The following is a 14,671-nucleotide window of genomic DNA, read 5'->3' as shown; positions in this document are numbered from 1 at the left end:
GGTCTGAACAATTAGCGGAAACTGGCTTTAAACAAAAAGGAGCTGCAGCATGAGTTATTTGCGGGTAGGTGATCTAGTGAAACCTGATCGAGATGCAGAGATTCAAGCAGGGTGGAAACCAAAAGGAGAATTGCGTCTAGTAGCGATTAAGCGAGGCATTAGATCTGGTAAATCAATACTCAAGGCAAAAGATGAACGTGGAGTTTTTTATTATGGATTAGATGGTTGTTTTGAAAAAGTTGGAAAGGGTTAACTGATTTATGACATCAATGAGCCTTGATCAATATCGCCGTGAGATCCTTAAACAACCTAAGGCTAAAAAATTGAAGCGCAATAAATTCAATGCCCAAAAGGTTGAACTGGATGGAATGACTTTCGACAGTAAAAAGGAACACAAGCGATACATCGAGCTAAAAGCATTACAGCAAAAAGGGGAGATATTCGGGTTAGAGCACCACACAAAATTTGAACTTGCACCAAAAACCAAAATTGAAGGGGAAAAGAGAGCAAAGCCAGCAATACGTTATTTCGCTGATTTCACTTATTACATAGCAGAGAAATACATAGTTGAAGATGTGAAGTCAGCAGCAACAAGAAAGCTTCCAAGTTATCGCACTAAAAAACACTTAATGAAAACGGTTCACGGCATTGATATTAAAGAGGTATGAGCATGAATACAGTAGCAACTAAATTTGAACAATTTGAATGGTTGACTCATGGTCTGACGGCGAGTTCACCAAACCTAGAACCTAATGTCCGTGGAACGGGAGAGAAACCTTTGGATTATCAAGATCGCTTGGGTGCTATTGCTTCAATGGATACCCAGCTTGCAAAGTCGGTTACAGCTTTGATTGTGTTTGAAGGTAAAGCGCAAAGTGATTATGAGTATGTTCGCCAGCACTTAGCTAATATTCTTTTAAAAAACGCCGTTGCTGATAAGAAAAGAGAACCCGAAGGGATTGCAATGTATCATTTGGCATGGCTAATTGCTCGAATGGTTATTGATTTTGCATTGAATCCTGAATTAGAGGAAAACTACACGGCGAAAGGTCGGTTAATGTATGCGGGTATTGCTAAAAACCAAATGTCTGAAAGTTCATATCGTCAAACATGGAAGCCATACGAAAACCTAATAACAATGTCGATTGAATCGGCTATTGATGAGGCATCGAAATCAATTGAAAATTATAAGAAAGATACTTACAAAGCAATTAAAAATAATAGTTAGCATTATTCTGATAACTAGGGTATAGTTTTTCTATACTGGTCGTATTACGGTTTATCCGAGACTGACACTTTAAAGCTCATCAAATGATGGGCTTTTTTGTTATAATAAGCATAATAAAAAACAAGGTATCAAGTTGTGCCAACAAAGTTCAATACAACATTTGCTGAGAAAGTCTGCTTTCTATTAATAATCTTTATGATGGCATTCTTATTTTATGTTTGCGGGTATAAATTGTTTAATCACCTAACCCCAACAGTAGATACTTTCAACTTTAGGGATATAGTTACATTTAGTGTTAGCATTACATCACTTTTTTTAGCTTTGATGCTCTATAGTGACTGGCGTGAGAAGTATGTCGCAGAAAGCTTAGATAAAGACTTAAGGGAAATTAAAGCACTTGTAAGTGATATCAACTTCATTGTTAATAGATTTCCAACCACGCAAAATGAAATTCATGTAGGCGAGCGAGAAGAGTTTTTTAAGATATTTTGGAAATTACGAGTCCTAAATTCAAATATTAAATATGCAGATTTAAATGCATTGAACGCAGAGGTTGATTTGTTCTTAACCACCTCTCATGGATTCATAAATGCTATGCAAGATGATTTTAATAATCAATATATGTCGATTTCAGAACGGTCTAAAGTCATGTTTGATAGTATTAATGATTTAATCGAAACTTACAGGAAAGAGAATTTGAAAATCCTAAATTAAGATTAAATTGTAAATTAAAAGACCTCCTTCGAGAGGCTTTCTTTTATGCCCTGCTTCGGTGGGGCTTTTTATCTAATTAACAAAGCATTGGCCGTAAACTTTAAGTAATCATTGTTTTGTTATTGTCAAATTCCAAGAAGTATGCCTGTTGATTCAACTTTAATTCATTAAATTCACGGGGCTGTAGTGTTTCTAGCCGATAGCACTACAGTGGGTTTAATTGATTGTGACATCGTTAAAATTGAACCCTTTTGCCCATCAGATTAATTTTTTGATGGTTTTTTTTATAACTGAAGTTTTAAACATAATTGATGGATACTTTATAAGTATTAATTAAAAAAGCCCCTCATATCTGAGAGACTAGTCATATCAATTTTAGGGAATGAATGGATGTAATTTCTTAAACAACTAAACAAATTAAATTGATAAAGATAATTAATTTTAAAAATAAATCAGTGCACTAATTTATTCTCTATAGTATCAGACTCCTAAGAATCGCATTCTAGAATACTGATAATAAGAAATTATTTGTTATTAGGATCTGGTACTTCTGAATCCTCTGGTTTTGAGGAGTCTTCTGGTTTTGGGGTTTGTTGAGGGGTGTTAGGTACATTTACCTGTGTGTGTTCATTAGCTTGTAATAACGGTGATTGATCTTTTGTTACTTTTTTGGAAAAATCTTTAAAATCAGACATTTTAATCTTCTTTCTTGCGTTGGGGAGTGCCCATAGTACGCTGTTATTCTGCTTACATTACGGTAGCTTTAAGAGGTATTTGTAGGAATATGTAGGTAAACTAAAGAATATATCTATTAAATGTTTCTTAAATAAAATCAGATATATATTACTTGTTGATTACTATCATTTAAAAAGCTCTAATACCTTTTTAAGATTTCAAGGGCGTGTACACAAATATCACAAATCTATTATTTAAATAAATACAACTTCCTAAAATGTGATATTTATTGAGTATTATTAAAAAGTATTTACCGTAATGAAAAGAAAGCAAAAAGATTTTAAAGTGCATGATTCTAGTTGGTCAAATGATCAAGATGCATATCTTTTAGAGAATAATTCTCTAACCATTGATCAAGTTATGCTTTATCTCCCATTTAGTGAAAATGATATTAAAGCTAGAAAAAAAATTCTTGGCCTTTATAAGAGGCACCGACAAATGAAGAATAATCAATAAGCCCTTTTTTGTTTGATGTCATAATTTTTAGTGTTATGTATGCGTTTTAAAAGAGAGGTTGTCGAAATGCGCTCACAAATTTTTTTAAGTGAAATCAAGCGACTGCCATGTGTAATATGTGGTGGTTCTCCTGTAGATGCTGCACAAAGTAATCAAGTAACTATTTTCAATGAGCTTGCTTTCAATTCTAGTGATTCTTATTCAATTCCATTGTGCAGAAATCACCATATTGAATATGACCAGTTCCAAAAAATGAACCGCTCACTGTCTGTTGAGTGGTTTAATCAAATGCTCATAAAGACTAAGCAGATGTTGCAGATCCAGATGGATGAGGTGTTGGGTGAAAATTAGCTAAGTATATTGCCGATTGAGGTAAAACTAAGGCTAGAGTACGCTTTAGGCGAACCGTCTGATTAAGAAGATGTACAAATGATAAGGTGAACATTCAATCTAAGTGGTGATGATTTTGAAATTATGTATTGGTGGTGATTTAGATGGAACGAGAGTAGATTTAAACAAAAAAAAATTTAAAGCTGGGGAGATCGATAGTAAGAAATCTTCCGTGTACTTTAAGCAGATCTATGTAAAAAACGATAGAGTTTATAGCTTTTGGATTTGTCAGGATCTTAGTGTCGATGAAGTGAAAAGTCGTGTTGAAGAAATCCTTAGTAAGTTAGGGTGAAGTTAATTAATTGCTAAATTGTCTATGAATCTAATAAGTTGCTATTGTTCATAATTTAATGTTTGTATATATACATAGCTAGGCATAGTATGACTGATTAAATTGGAGCATATTAATGCTAAAAGACATTACAATTATTGATTTCCAAGGTAAAGAAAGAAAGGCACAGGCCAGCTACTCAGAAGTAAAGACTACTAATATTATTCACTCAACTCGGGTTCAGAGTCCAAAAGTTGAATATATTTTGATAAAGGGTGAGATTATTTATCCAACGTTGGATTGGGTTTTCAATAGTTCAGATGGAAATAGTTACTATATAGAGTAAAAAAACCCACTTCGGTGGGTTTTTTAATGGGTGAGATTTATGAATGAAGTAGGTTTTGTAATTCAGCAGCGTCCGTACCCACCAGAATGGATCTTTGCACAAGACACTCCAAACTTTGCACCTGCACCGGAATTATGGCGATGGATAAAATCTATATTTCTCAATCCTGAACATAAGCTTTTTAATTCTGATCATGCTCATCTTGGAGCGTTCTATTATCCTCAGATCGCCGTGATGTGGGCGAAAGGTGGATTTCAGAAACAAGGTCGTTTTGTGGTTGGTCAAACTGAGAAGATTATGATTAATGCGGGTGGATGGAAGAAAGAGCGGCAAGAAGAGCAGTTTTATCAATGGTTCAATGATTTGCCTGATTACTTAATCACGATTGATGCAACGTATGCCCAGCATGCTAATGATGTTGATTTCTGTGCCCTGATCGAACATGAGCTTTACCATATCGCACATAAGAAAGATGAATGGGGCATACCATCTTATAACCGTGAAACGGGTAAGCCTAAGTTGACGATCCAAGGGCATGATGTAGAAGAATTCACGGGCGTAGTTCGCCGTTATGGAGCAAACAAGGAAGTTCAAGAAATGGTAAATGCTGCAAATCAACGGCCAACAGTGGCAAAGGCCGATATCTATCATGCCTGTGGAACTTGCTTTCTAAGAGTGGTTTAAATTTTTTTGCCATTCTACCTTGATGTACCTTGATGGAATGGTTGAAATGGCACGTATTACAAAAAAGGTGAAACTGTTCATCGTGAGGATGCTTGCTGAGTTTGAAACCCCGACAAGTACATCTAAAGCAGTTAAAGATATTTTTAATATTGAAGTGAGCCCACAGCAATGTGAGCTATATGATCCCACAAAAAGAATGGGGCAGGACTTAGGCCAAGAGCTAAGAGACAAATTCTTTGAATATCGCCGTTTAGCAAACGAAGAACTAGAAGCAATTCCAATTGCCAACAAACGTTACCGTCTGCAGCTATTACAAGGCTTGGTAGAGAAATATCCAGATAACCCCGTGTTGATTCCCAAATGGACCGAACAAGCCGCAAAAGAGATGGGTGGGTTGTTTACCAATCGTCAGGAGGTAACTGGTGCAAACGGCGGGCCTGTAGAAACAGTGAATTCAAATACAAATGTGAATAGCTATCTAGAGGCAAGGAAAAAGGCATTAGATGATTACTGAAACTGATTACAAGTTAGCAATCCAAATTGAAGCCCAAGAAGATCTCTATTTCTTTTCACGGTATATGTTTAAACAGCGCCGTAAATACAAATGGCTTCATAATTGGCACCATCGGGTTGTGTGTGATTCACTCATGAAGGTTTTTAACGGCGAGACTAAGCGCTTAATTATTAATATTCCACCACGTTATTCTAAAACAGAGCTAGCAGTTATCAATTTTATGGCTTGGTGCTTCGGGAAAGTACCAGATAGTGAGTTCATCCACATTAGTTATTCGGCAACCCTAGCTGCAAATAATGCCTTTCAAACACGTAATTTGGTGCAGGAAACGGCGTTTAAAAAAGTATTCCCTGACTTTGTACTTCGGGATGATAGCAAGGCTAAGGATGACTGGCGCACCAAAGCAGGTGGCGTTTGTTATGCACAAGGTACAGGCGGGACTATCACTGGATTTGGAGCTGGTAAGATTCGAGATAGCTTTGGTGGAGCAATCATTATTGATGATCCACACAAGGCAAGTGAAGCTAAATCAAAAACTATCCGTGATGGGGTGATTGATTGGTTCCAAAATACGCTTGAGTCCCGTACCAATTCACCTGATACGCCGATCATTGTCATTATGCAAAGGTTGCATGAAGAAGATTTAGCAGGATGGCTATTAGACGGCGGAAATGGTGAAGAATGGGAACATTTGTGTCTTGCTGCAATTCAAGATGATGGCTCAGCTTTATGGCCTGCTAAGCACACAATTCAACGATTAAGAGTTATGGAAGAGACATCGCCGTATGTCTTTTCTGGTCAATATCTGCAACGTCCTGCACCACCTGCAGGTGGATTTTTTAAGCCGGATAGAATCGAGATTGTTGATGCAATTCCAACAGATATCATCAAAGAGTGTCGAGCTTGGGATTTGGCTGCAACAGAGAATGAAGGCGATTACACGGCGGGTCCTAAATTGGCTAAAGCACCAGATAATACGATCTACATTACAGACATGGTTCGTGGTCGGTGGGGACCAGATGGCGTGGAAAACACCATTACTCAAACGGCGCAGATGGATGGCAAAGGCGTTTACATTCGCTTGCCACAAGATCCTGGTCAGGCAGGCAAATCACAAGCAAAAAACTTTGTAGCAAAACTATCAGGCTTCAAAGTTAAAGCTGAACCTGTCTCAGGTGACAAGATCACTAGGGCTCAACCATTTGCAGCTCAAGTCAACGTTGGGAATGTGAAAATGCTTCGTGGTGAATGGAATAAGGCACTGATTGAAGAATTAAGAAACTTCCCAAATGCAAAACATGATGATCAGGTCGATGGATGTAGTGATGCATTCAATGATCTAAATGAATCTCGTCAAGCTAAGAAACCTGCAACTGCAGGAAGTCGAACATTTTAAAAGGTATGAAAATGGCAAAGTCTAAGAAAGAAGACAAAGCTTCTAAAAAGGCTTTGTCTAGTGGGAGCTTATTCCAACAAAACGCCGTGTCAATGCTTTATAGCTTGGGTAAGCAGCCTGATATTGATGAAGTACTTCGTAAAGCGGGTATTTCTCGCCACCGTCTCAAAATTTTATTTGATGATGATGAGATTGCTCAGGCTGTGGAAACTCGGATTGATGCTCTACTTTCAACGCCGTTTCGAATTGAGCCAAGTGACACACCTGAGGCAATGTTGCTCATGCAGGAGCTTAAAGAGTGGTTTACGGAAGTAGCAACAGGCGCAATCAATGCGCTTTTTTTTGGCTATTCGGTTCAAGAGGCTGTTTATGAATTAAAACCAGAAGGTCACATTGGCTTTCAGTGGATTGGTGAAAAGCCAATGCAGTGGTTTGAACCAAAAAATGATGGCCGCTTGATCTATAGACCTGAGGGCAATGGTCGAGAGATTGTTGTTGATCAAAAGCTGAAATTCTTTCTGACAAGGCGCAAGGCAACGTATGAGCAACCATACGGCAAAGCATTGTTGGCAACGTTGTACTGGTTGAACTTCTTTAAGCAAAATGGATTTAAGTTTTGGGCAAAGTTTCTAGAACGATTTGGTACACCCATTTTATTGGGGAAATGCAAAGAATCAGAAACGGATGATATGAATCAGGCATTGCTTAATGCTCATGCGCAAAGTGTTTTGTCGATTGATTCAGAGGATGATGTGCAAGTATTAACTGCGGGCTCAAATGGTACAGCAGGTGCATCGTTTGAGACCTTCAATAATGTGCTTATTCGACAGATCCAGAAAGTGATTCTTGGCCAAACATTGACAAGTGGAACCGATGGCACAGGGAGTCGTGCATTAGGTCAGGTCCATGAGAATGTGCGTAAGGATAAACTGAATGCGGATGTTCGTCTGGTTACACCAACGTTTCAAGCTACAGTAAATGCCTTATGTGCTTTGAATAACTGGCCTAAGCATGAAGTTTATTTAGGCGAGAAAACAAAGCAGATCAATACTGATCAGGCTGAGCGAGATGTAAAGCTTAAAAATGCTGGAGCAAACCTAACACAGCAATATTTCTCGCGAGAGTACGGTTTGCAGGACGGGGATGTTGCTGAGCTTCCACAAGGACAGCCTGAACAACGGTTTAAGGCAATACCAAATCTACCATTTAGCTTTGCCGCAAGCGTTAAAGATCTAACACTAGAACAGCAAGAGCTTGATGAACTAGCTGATCCAAAAATGCAGTTACTCTCAGATGCAGTGATCAAGGAACTGATTGCAAATAGTACGGGCATTGAGGATTTGCAAGAAAAGTTGTTTGCCTTGTCTGGTGGTGCAGATACATCGCAATTTAATGAACTTATGGACCGAGCTTTATTTGCTGCAGATATTCTTGGTTATGTTCACTCTAAAGAGGGCCGTTAAATGGATAATATGACCCTCTTACAGGCTTTGGTATATGCCAGAGCTCGTAATGTGATTTTGCCTGCTGAGTATTACTTGCTTGATCTAAACTCAAGGCAATATGCATCAACGGTGAGTGGGCTTGCGAGTTTGGATCAGATCAAATCTGTATTAAACGCCGTTTATAAGACGGTTGAAACTGGTGGAACCTTTCAGGATTTTCAGAATCTAGTAGAGGCAGAAGGTATTAGTTTATCTGAGGCACAATTAGATAATGTGTTCAGGACCAATGCCCAAAACGCTTATGCCCACGGTAAATGGCTACATCAGCAACGTAATAAGGAGAAACGGCCTTATCTTGAATATATGGCAATCAATGACAGTCGAGTTAGACCAAGTCATTTAGCTCTGGACGGCGTTATTAGGCATATAGAAGATCCATTCTGGCAAACATATTACCCGCCTAATGGTTATCGATGTCGTTGCACAACAAGAGCTTTAACTGAAAGGCAAGCTCAATCAAAAGGGGTTACGCCAGATGATGAATTGCCGAGTATTCAACCTGATTCAGGATGGTCCTTTCAGCCATCTAATTATGATCAGCATCCTGAAAGCATTCTCAATTCGCGTCTGGCCAGTCAGTCGAACACTCAAGATGAAAAGCGTGTTATTGAAACCTTTAGTCGTGAATCAGCGATAGAGACAGAAGCCATCAAGCAAATCAAGACAAGTCTTTCAGATGTTGACGAAGTAAAGCGCGGCCAGTTGGATGAAATGGTTGATAAAACGATTAATTTAGATCCCAATATCCGCCCTAGTGACTTGCGTATCACCTTGGATCTGGCAGATGAAAATGCTTTGACAACCTTGCTTAAGCAGTCTGAGATTCAGAAAGATCAGCATGGAACAATAGGAAAAAGCATTTGGGACAAGATCATGGGTGCTTTTAACCGGCTTTTCAGTTTCGCCAAGAACACGGCGCACAAGCTCACAGGTAGCTCAATCCGTGGCATTGATGATTTAAACCTAACTGTAGGTAATGTGATAGGAATTAAAACCCCAACATTGTTCCGAGAAGCTGAGAAAGTTGGCAAACAAATCATCATTCTTGATGCGAAGGGTGTAGCAATCGATCTGAGCAAAATTAGCAGTATGGATGGTTCACTATTAGCCCCTGATTTGAGTTTAGAGGTGGTTAGTAACTCAGATGATCAACTCGTACTAAAAAGAACAGATAAGCAAGCTGTGCGCTATTTCATAGCAAATCAGAATGCATTCAGTTTGTATTAGTCATTTACTAATGAATGAAACCGCCGTATTAGGCGGTTTTTTTATGGAGAAAGAAAAGTGGCAGGAATAAATGAAAAGCCAGATCCGCCCATCTCAGCGTACCAGTTTAAGACCAACCTTTTTGATATTGAGAAATCAACAGAGGAAGGAAAGAAGCGAACCTTTACTGGTGTTGCATACAGTGGTGAAGTGATTCAAAGCCATTACTACTGGGGTGATGTGATCTTTGATCTGGACACAATCAAAATGAAAACCCCCTTAGGAGCTTTGATCGATCATGATCCAGGTCGCCGTGCAGGTGTTGTACGAAGTACCACAAATGATCATCAAAACGGTTTAAAAGTCGCAGGGGATTTGCTCTCTAACAAGAATGGACAAGAAGTTGCCCAAGACAGTGATGAGGGTTATCCGTGGGAAATGTCTGTTTATATCGTGCCTGGTTCAATTGAAGTTTTTGAAAAAGGTGAAGTCGTTGTAAATGGTCGGACACTTAAAGGACCAGTCACGATTTTCCGCAACGGCGTTATCCGTGAAGTTTCATTTTGTGCGCTTGGTGCTGATGACAATACGTCTGCAGTAGCGGCAAGCCACACCCCTAAACAATTCAACAAGCAAGAGGACACCGACGTGACAGAGTTAGAACAACTGAAAGCTGATAATCAAAAGCTTACAACCGAACGTGACAATGCTGTAACTGAATTAAAGCAGTTCAAAGAAACGAAACGTACTGAAGATATCGCTGCACTTGAAACTGAGTTGAAAACTCAATTCAGTGCAGAGGATAAAACTGCATATACAGCAATGGACGATTCAACGTTTGCTTTTGCTGCTAAGCAACTTCGCCAATTCTCTGTAGGTGGACAGCAAACACCATCTACAACGCAATCGAATCAAACAAATCCTGTATTAGCACACCTATTTACTCATCAGGCTAATAGTGGGCAAGCAGGCGCTGGTCAAGCACAAGGTTCAACACTCGATCATGCTTTTAACCAGTTTGCAGCAGCACAGAAATAAAGGAACCAATCATGGGAAGCACAATTACACAAACTATCGAAAGTCGCCAACTTGTGGTTGGTGATGGTGTACGAACCGAAAACGTTAAACCAACAACGGCAACAGCTTATAAACGTGGTGACCTTATTGCGGTAAGCGATGCAAATGTTGCCTCGCATCCTACGGTTACAAGCGGAGTGGTGGGCGACTGGCATGCTATTGTCATTGAGGAGATGACGGCGGAGCAGTCCTCTTACCATGCAGCAAATGGGCTTGAAATGCCGATTTATGTGCAGGGAGCTTTTGATATTGCTGTGGTAACAGTTAATGGTAACAAGCTCACTACCAATCAGTTGGATGCAGTCCGAGCACAGGGACTCAAGAACAAAATCGAATTACGCAAAGTCGTGGGGTAAATCATGAGCGTTAGTTTTACATTTCAAAATGCACCAGTAGAGCTGTTGGATATTCCTCAGCTTGTTTTATTAACAGACACCACTAAAAAAGTAGATACATGGTTGATGGATCGTTTCTTTCCTCAACGGGTTTCTTACTCTAAAAAAGAAGTACCTGTAGGTGAGTTGAATACAGCCACACCACTTGCGCCGTTTGTTAGCCCGAATGTTGCAGGTCGCCAAATCAATGTGGCAGAATCAGGCAAAGTTGGTTTTGTTAAACCAGCTTACTTAAAGCCAATGGTGACCATTGTACCTAGTGATGTTCAGGATTCTGCATTAGTAACGCAGTTACGCCGTTATGGTATTGTTGCTACAGGATCGAATCGTTTAAGTGATGCTGAATTGCTGTTAATTGATCAGGCTCAAAAGGCGATTTATTTACGTCAGTCGATTGAAAACCGAAAACTACTAATTGCCCGTGATGTTTTGCTCTATGGCAAAACTACATTCGCATCGGCAGATTTCCCCTCATATACTGTTGACTACAACCGTGATCCTGCATGTAACTTTGCACCGCTAGTGAAGTGGAATCTTGCAAATGCTTCACCAGTACAAGATATGCAAAGCATGATCAATATTTCTGTTGAATATGCTGGTGTTGCACCGAATCTGGCATTGACCTCATCCAAAGTATTTAACGCCTTAATCCAAAATGATGAGTTTAAGGAAAAGTTCATTAAACCTTATGCTTCCATTAGCGTGCCGATTACACCGACATTTGATGATCCATCTAAACCGCAGTTCCGAGGTACGGTTGATAACGTACAAATTTGGACTTATGACGGTACCCACAATATGAATGGGGCTGTAGAGCGTTTCATTCCTGAAGACTTCTTCGGCATGGTGACAGATGCCAACGGTTGGATTGCTCATTGTGCGATTCAGAATATTGAAGCTTTTGGTCAACCCTTAGAATTTTTCTTGAATCAATGGCAGGAAAAGAATCCATCAAGTATCCAAATGCTGGCTGAATCTTCACCACTCGCTGTACCAAACAATAAGAATGGTTTGGTTGGCGGTCGTGGTTTTGTATAAGGAGAATTAAATGCCAAAGTACATTGCAAAACAATCCGTTGGTCATTTCCGACCAGGGCAGGAAATAGAAGGGCTTGAAGATAAACAACTTCAAGCCCTTTTAACATCTGGCGCTATTGAAGAATACAAAGCACTAGAACAAACGCCGTCAGATGATTCATCAGATGAATTGGAAAAACTTAAGGGTGAAGTAGCGGACCTGACTGCCACCAATAAGCAACTGATTGAAGAGAAGGACAAAGCCATAGGCGAAGTTGCGGATCTGAAGTCCAAAGTAACAAAACTTGAAGCTGATTTAGCTGCTGCAGTAGCTAAAACACCTAAGGCTGAGAAAGCAGCGGATAAGGGCGCAACTGATACCAAGTAAGGTGAACTATGTACGCAACACGTGATGACATGGTGAAGCGTTACAGCCTGAATGAAATATCACAGTTAGAGCGTTATTTGATGGGGGATGAGTCTGTTGAAGCTGCCATAGCGGATGCAGGATCAATCATTGACGGTTGGATTGGTGCCAAGTATGCAATCCCGCTTGAATACCCACCTGACAATATAAAAATCTTTGTCTGTGATATCGCCCGTTACTTACTTTGGAAAAGTAAAGCATCTGAAGAAGTCCGCAGACGTTATGAGGATGCGATGAGCTATCTAAAGGGCGTTTCAAAAGGCACAAACGTTTTACTTGTTAAAAATCCAACAACTGAAGAAGTTAAACCTGCTGCTAAATCACCTGCCACTATGCCAATCGGCACAACTTACCGAGGCGGTGTTTTTAGTGACGAGGTTTTAAACCAGATGCCAAGCATCAAGTGAGGCAACCATGGCAGATAAACAGAGTTTTTACTTTCAAGGTCAGGAAAAAATTCAGGATTGGCTGCGCAAGGTAGAGGCGAAAGCTGGAGATCATAAAGATCTCTATGACGAGCTGGGAGATATTTTGCTTGAAGGTGTACACGATCGTTTTAAGCGTGGTGTGGCTCCAGATGGTAGACCTTGGCAGAAGTCATGGCGGGCTATCGCTCAGAAAGGCCAAACATTAAGAGATACGGGACGATTATTAAACTCGATCCGTACTCGACTTAATAAAAACGGCGTTTCAATTCTCACTGATGTTCTATATGCAAAGCTGATGCATTACGGCGGAACCATTAGAGCTAAAAGCAAGCCATATCTCACTTTCAAAACTCCTACAGGTGGCTGGGTAAAACGCAAATCAATCTTTGTTCCAGCACGTCCTATCTTCGGTGTTTCGGAAGATGATGCACAAAACATGCTGATCGCGATTGAGGAATATTTGGAGGAGCTCTTAAAAGATGCCTGATAACTATTTTGCATTAGAGACAATAATCAAAGAGCGACTGCAAGGAATTGACTCAATCCAAGCCATTTACACGCCGTTCTCGGTAGATGACATGCTTGAGTGTTCGGCGGTAGCGCCGTCAATCAGCATCATCTATGTGGATGATCGAGTTGGAGAGTCAGTAGGTAACGGTTCAGCAAGTGTTGTGTATCAACAATGGCTGATTGTTTTGTGTGTTGAGGAAGCAGGTTCACAGTTTGAAGATACAACGCTGATTCGTAGTGCAGCTAGTCCGATGATCATCGAAATTTTAAAACGTATGCAAGGTTTTAACCCTCAAACGGCAGGGTTCAAACAATTCAAGAGAGCAAATGCTGGTGTGCAACACATGTCAGCAGCGGGCAAATTGTGGTTGCCATATTTGTTCGAGTGTCAATTAATTAATAGCTTTTGAGGTCCTTATGTCCAAGCTATATGAAGCAGTAAAACCAATCGGGCGATTCGTACCAGGTGATTTTGTAGCAGGTCTATCTGATTCAGAGATTCTGGAACATTTAGGCAAGGGAAACATTAAAGAACATGTGCCTGAGCCAGTTGAAACACCCAAAGCAAAACCTACTAAAACGGAGGCCAAACTAGATGGCTAAAGACTATATTTCATTACAGGGTATGTTTCATTTAGCCCCGATCGTTAACGGTGTTGTTGGTGCACTTCGAGAGCTGGGCAATATGCCAGAATTTGAAGTTGAAATTACAGCCGATGTTCTTGAGCATCAAGAAAGTACATCGGGGCAGCGAACTACCGATTTCACCATGGTTCAAACAACCGGTGTAACTTTTTCGGGTACCATTGAAGAAGCAAATGCAGAGAATATTAAATACATTCTATCTGGTGAAAACTTTGAAATCCCATCTGAAACCGTGACAGGTAAATCTTTAGGTACGGTTGTGGCCAATCAAATGATTTTGCTTGAAGCCTATAACTTGTCAGATGTTGTTGTTAAAGATTCGACTGCATCATCTGTGACTGTAGATTCGAGCAAATATGTTTTAGATCCCGCATTTGGAACCATTAAATTTGTCGATGTTACTGGTTTAACAATGCCGCTAACAATGGATTTCAAAACGGGTGCCGTAACTCAAACCACAATTGCATCAGATTTAGAGCAGGAATATTTGCTTTATTTTGCAGGGGTGAACACGGCGAATGGCAACAAAGTTGCTATGAAGTTATGGCGAACTAAGAAATCACCAGAAGTGACGTTCCCATTGATTCATGAAGAGCTTGGGCAATACCAGATTCAAGGTCAGGCACTTTCTGATATTTCTAAAGCGAGCGATTCAAAGCTTGGCTTGTATGGCCACTTTGTGAATATCCCGTCAACGCCGTAAACGCAACAACTACAGGCACAGGGG

At 40.0% G+C, this 14,671-nt stretch carries 23 protein-coding genes; 22 read left to right on the top strand and 1 reads right to left on the bottom strand.

Annotated features, from left to right (window positions below; translation table 11 throughout):
* The first annotated feature begins 49 nt into the window (after positions 1–49).
* The 4 genes from A7P55_RS22440 (at position 50) to A7P55_RS22425 (ending at position 1,942) form a co-directional block, all read left to right on the top strand.
* Positions 50–253: a hypothetical protein gene (locus tag A7P55_RS22440; protein ID WP_171553882.1), complete on the top strand. Its 204-nt coding sequence runs from the start codon at positions 50–52 to the stop codon at positions 251–253.
* Positions 254–260: 7 nt separating this feature from the next.
* Positions 261–668: a DUF1064 domain-containing protein gene (locus tag A7P55_RS22435; RefSeq protein ID WP_171553881.1), complete on the top strand. Its 408-nt coding sequence runs from the start codon at positions 261–263 to the stop codon at positions 666–668.
* Between the two features lie 2 nt (positions 669–670).
* On the top strand, positions 671–1,228 hold the full coding sequence (locus A7P55_RS22430; RefSeq protein ID WP_171553880.1) for a hypothetical protein: 558 nt from the start codon (positions 671–673) through the stop codon (positions 1,226–1,228).
* Positions 1,229–1,363: 135 nt separating this feature from the next.
* On the top strand, positions 1,364–1,942 hold the full coding sequence (locus tag A7P55_RS22425) for a hypothetical protein (RefSeq protein WP_171553879.1): 579 nt from the start codon (positions 1,364–1,366) through the stop codon (positions 1,940–1,942).
* A 524-nt stretch (positions 1,943–2,466) separates the two neighbouring features.
* Here A7P55_RS22425 and A7P55_RS22420 read toward each other — a convergent pair.
* A complete protein-coding gene (locus A7P55_RS22420) occupies positions 2,467–2,637 on the bottom strand; it encodes a hypothetical protein (RefSeq protein WP_171553878.1) in 171 nt (56 codons plus the stop codon).
* A 298-nt stretch (positions 2,638–2,935) separates the two neighbouring features.
* Here A7P55_RS22420 and A7P55_RS22415 point away from each other — a divergent pair, with 298 nt between their 5' ends.
* The 18 genes from A7P55_RS22415 to A7P55_RS22335 all read left to right on the top strand — a co-directional run bounded on the left by A7P55_RS22415 (position 2,936) and on the right by A7P55_RS22335 (position 14,647).
* The gene (locus tag A7P55_RS22415; protein ID WP_171553877.1) at positions 2,936–3,133 is read left to right on the top strand and encodes a hypothetical protein; all 198 of its coding nucleotides are present in this window, start codon (positions 2,936–2,938) and stop codon (positions 3,131–3,133) included.
* 66 nt (positions 3,134–3,199) lie between these two features.
* Positions 3,200–3,484, top strand: coding sequence for a hypothetical protein (locus A7P55_RS22410; RefSeq protein ID WP_171553876.1), 285 nt, complete (start codon positions 3,200–3,202; stop codon positions 3,482–3,484).
* Positions 3,485–3,593: 109 nt separating this feature from the next.
* Positions 3,594–3,815 carry a hypothetical protein gene (locus tag A7P55_RS22775; protein WP_023269675.1) on the top strand — a complete coding sequence of 74 codons (222 nt, stop codon included), beginning with the start codon at positions 3,594–3,596 and terminating at the stop codon, positions 3,813–3,815.
* 115 nt (positions 3,816–3,930) lie between these two features.
* Complete coding sequence (locus A7P55_RS22405; RefSeq protein WP_171553875.1) at positions 3,931–4,140, top strand: hypothetical protein; 210 nt, start codon at positions 3,931–3,933, stop codon at positions 4,138–4,140.
* A 39-nt stretch (positions 4,141–4,179) separates the two neighbouring features.
* The gene (locus A7P55_RS22400; protein WP_171553874.1) at positions 4,180–4,824 is read left to right on the top strand and encodes a putative metallopeptidase; all 645 of its coding nucleotides are present in this window, start codon (positions 4,180–4,182) and stop codon (positions 4,822–4,824) included.
* A 46-nt stretch (positions 4,825–4,870) separates the two neighbouring features.
* Positions 4,871–5,338 (top strand): DUF2280 domain-containing protein, encoded by a 468-nt coding sequence (locus tag A7P55_RS22395; protein ID WP_171553873.1) that lies wholly within the window; start codon positions 4,871–4,873, stop codon positions 5,336–5,338.
* Positions 5,328–6,734, top strand: coding sequence for a phage terminase large subunit (gene terL, locus A7P55_RS22390; RefSeq protein ID WP_171553872.1), 1,407 nt, complete (start codon positions 5,328–5,330; stop codon positions 6,732–6,734). Before A7P55_RS22395 ends, terL begins: the two co-directional genes overlap by 11 nt.
* A gap of 11 nt (positions 6,735–6,745) precedes the next feature.
* Positions 6,746–8,197 carry a DUF935 family protein gene (locus A7P55_RS22385; protein WP_171553871.1) on the top strand — a complete coding sequence of 484 codons (1,452 nt, stop codon included), beginning with the start codon at positions 6,746–6,748 and terminating at the stop codon, positions 8,195–8,197.
* A complete protein-coding gene (locus A7P55_RS22380) occupies positions 8,198–9,466 on the top strand; it encodes a phage minor head protein (protein WP_171553870.1) in 1,269 nt (422 codons plus the stop codon).
* A 57-nt stretch (positions 9,467–9,523) separates the two neighbouring features.
* Positions 9,524–10,483 carry a hypothetical protein gene (locus A7P55_RS22375; RefSeq protein WP_354667328.1) on the top strand — a complete coding sequence of 320 codons (960 nt, stop codon included), beginning with the start codon at positions 9,524–9,526 and terminating at the stop codon, positions 10,481–10,483.
* 11 nt (positions 10,484–10,494) lie between these two features.
* Positions 10,495–10,878 (top strand): hypothetical protein, encoded by a 384-nt coding sequence (locus A7P55_RS22370; protein ID WP_171553869.1) that lies wholly within the window; start codon positions 10,495–10,497, stop codon positions 10,876–10,878.
* A 3-nt stretch (positions 10,879–10,881) separates the two neighbouring features.
* Positions 10,882–11,955, top strand: coding sequence for a major capsid protein (locus A7P55_RS22365; protein WP_171553868.1), 1,074 nt, complete (start codon positions 10,882–10,884; stop codon positions 11,953–11,955).
* A 10-nt stretch (positions 11,956–11,965) separates the two neighbouring features.
* Positions 11,966–12,322 carry a hypothetical protein gene (locus A7P55_RS22360; RefSeq protein WP_171553867.1) on the top strand — a complete coding sequence of 119 codons (357 nt, stop codon included), beginning with the start codon at positions 11,966–11,968 and terminating at the stop codon, positions 12,320–12,322.
* A gap of 8 nt (positions 12,323–12,330) precedes the next feature.
* Positions 12,331–12,768, top strand: coding sequence for a DUF1320 domain-containing protein (locus tag A7P55_RS22355; RefSeq protein ID WP_171553866.1), 438 nt, complete (start codon positions 12,331–12,333; stop codon positions 12,766–12,768).
* Between the two features lie 7 nt (positions 12,769–12,775).
* A complete protein-coding gene (locus tag A7P55_RS22350; protein ID WP_171553865.1) occupies positions 12,776–13,276 on the top strand; it encodes a phage virion morphogenesis protein in 501 nt (166 codons plus the stop codon).
* Positions 13,269–13,709, top strand: a complete 441-nt coding sequence (locus tag A7P55_RS22345; RefSeq protein WP_171553864.1) for a hypothetical protein — start codon at positions 13,269–13,271, stop codon at positions 13,707–13,709. Before A7P55_RS22350 ends, A7P55_RS22345 begins: the two co-directional genes overlap by 8 nt.
* A gap of 7 nt (positions 13,710–13,716) precedes the next feature.
* Positions 13,717–13,902, top strand: a complete 186-nt coding sequence (locus tag A7P55_RS22340; protein ID WP_171553863.1) for a hypothetical protein — start codon at positions 13,717–13,719, stop codon at positions 13,900–13,902.
* On the top strand, positions 13,895–14,647 hold the full coding sequence (locus A7P55_RS22335) for a hypothetical protein (RefSeq protein ID WP_171553862.1): 753 nt from the start codon (positions 13,895–13,897) through the stop codon (positions 14,645–14,647). Before A7P55_RS22340 ends, A7P55_RS22335 begins: the two co-directional genes overlap by 8 nt.
* Positions 14,648–14,671 lie beyond the last annotated feature (24 nt).

This window comes from Acinetobacter sp. Ac_5812, from assembly GCF_013072695.1.
Classification (GTDB): domain Bacteria; phylum Pseudomonadota; class Gammaproteobacteria; order Pseudomonadales; family Moraxellaceae; genus Acinetobacter.
This window is presented reverse-complemented; position numbering and strand designations above follow the sequence as displayed.

Excerpts from the sequence above, each read along its gene's own strand:
- A7P55_RS22440 (WP_171553882.1), top strand. The coding sequence starts at position 50 with ATGAGTTATTTGCGGGTAGGTGATCTAGTGAAACCTGATCGAGATGCA.
- A7P55_RS22435 (WP_171553881.1), top strand. The coding sequence starts at position 261 with ATGACATCAATGAGCCTTGATCAATATCGCCGTGAGATCCTTAAACAA.
- A7P55_RS22430 (WP_171553880.1), top strand. The coding sequence starts at position 671 with ATGAATACAGTAGCAACTAAATTTGAACAATTTGAATGGTTGACTCAT.
- A7P55_RS22420 (WP_171553878.1), bottom strand. The coding sequence starts at position 2,637 with ATGTCTGATTTTAAAGATTTTTCCAAAAAAGTAACAAAAGATCAATCA.
- A7P55_RS22415 (WP_171553877.1), top strand. The coding sequence starts at position 2,936 with ATGAAAAGAAAGCAAAAAGATTTTAAAGTGCATGATTCTAGTTGGTCA.
- A7P55_RS22410 (WP_171553876.1), top strand. The coding sequence starts at position 3,200 with ATGCGCTCACAAATTTTTTTAAGTGAAATCAAGCGACTGCCATGTGTA.
- A7P55_RS22775 (WP_023269675.1), top strand. The coding sequence starts at position 3,594 with ATGATTTTGAAATTATGTATTGGTGGTGATTTAGATGGAACGAGAGTA.
- A7P55_RS22405 (WP_171553875.1), top strand. The coding sequence starts at position 3,931 with ATGCTAAAAGACATTACAATTATTGATTTCCAAGGTAAAGAAAGAAAG.
- A7P55_RS22400 (WP_171553874.1), top strand. The coding sequence starts at position 4,180 with ATGAATGAAGTAGGTTTTGTAATTCAGCAGCGTCCGTACCCACCAGAA.
- A7P55_RS22395 (WP_171553873.1), top strand. The coding sequence starts at position 4,871 with ATGGCACGTATTACAAAAAAGGTGAAACTGTTCATCGTGAGGATGCTT.
- terL (WP_171553872.1), top strand. The coding sequence starts at position 5,328 with ATGATTACTGAAACTGATTACAAGTTAGCAATCCAAATTGAAGCCCAA.
- A7P55_RS22385 (WP_171553871.1), top strand. The coding sequence starts at position 6,746 with ATGGCAAAGTCTAAGAAAGAAGACAAAGCTTCTAAAAAGGCTTTGTCT.
- A7P55_RS22380 (WP_171553870.1), top strand. The coding sequence starts at position 8,198 with ATGGATAATATGACCCTCTTACAGGCTTTGGTATATGCCAGAGCTCGT.
- A7P55_RS22370 (WP_171553869.1), top strand. The coding sequence starts at position 10,495 with ATGGGAAGCACAATTACACAAACTATCGAAAGTCGCCAACTTGTGGTT.
- A7P55_RS22365 (WP_171553868.1), top strand. The coding sequence starts at position 10,882 with ATGAGCGTTAGTTTTACATTTCAAAATGCACCAGTAGAGCTGTTGGAT.
- A7P55_RS22360 (WP_171553867.1), top strand. The coding sequence starts at position 11,966 with ATGCCAAAGTACATTGCAAAACAATCCGTTGGTCATTTCCGACCAGGG.
- A7P55_RS22355 (WP_171553866.1), top strand. The coding sequence starts at position 12,331 with ATGTACGCAACACGTGATGACATGGTGAAGCGTTACAGCCTGAATGAA.
- A7P55_RS22350 (WP_171553865.1), top strand. The coding sequence starts at position 12,776 with ATGGCAGATAAACAGAGTTTTTACTTTCAAGGTCAGGAAAAAATTCAG.
- A7P55_RS22345 (WP_171553864.1), top strand. The coding sequence starts at position 13,269 with ATGCCTGATAACTATTTTGCATTAGAGACAATAATCAAAGAGCGACTG.
- A7P55_RS22340 (WP_171553863.1), top strand. The coding sequence starts at position 13,717 with ATGTCCAAGCTATATGAAGCAGTAAAACCAATCGGGCGATTCGTACCA.
- A7P55_RS22335 (WP_171553862.1), top strand. The coding sequence starts at position 13,895 with ATGGCTAAAGACTATATTTCATTACAGGGTATGTTTCATTTAGCCCCG.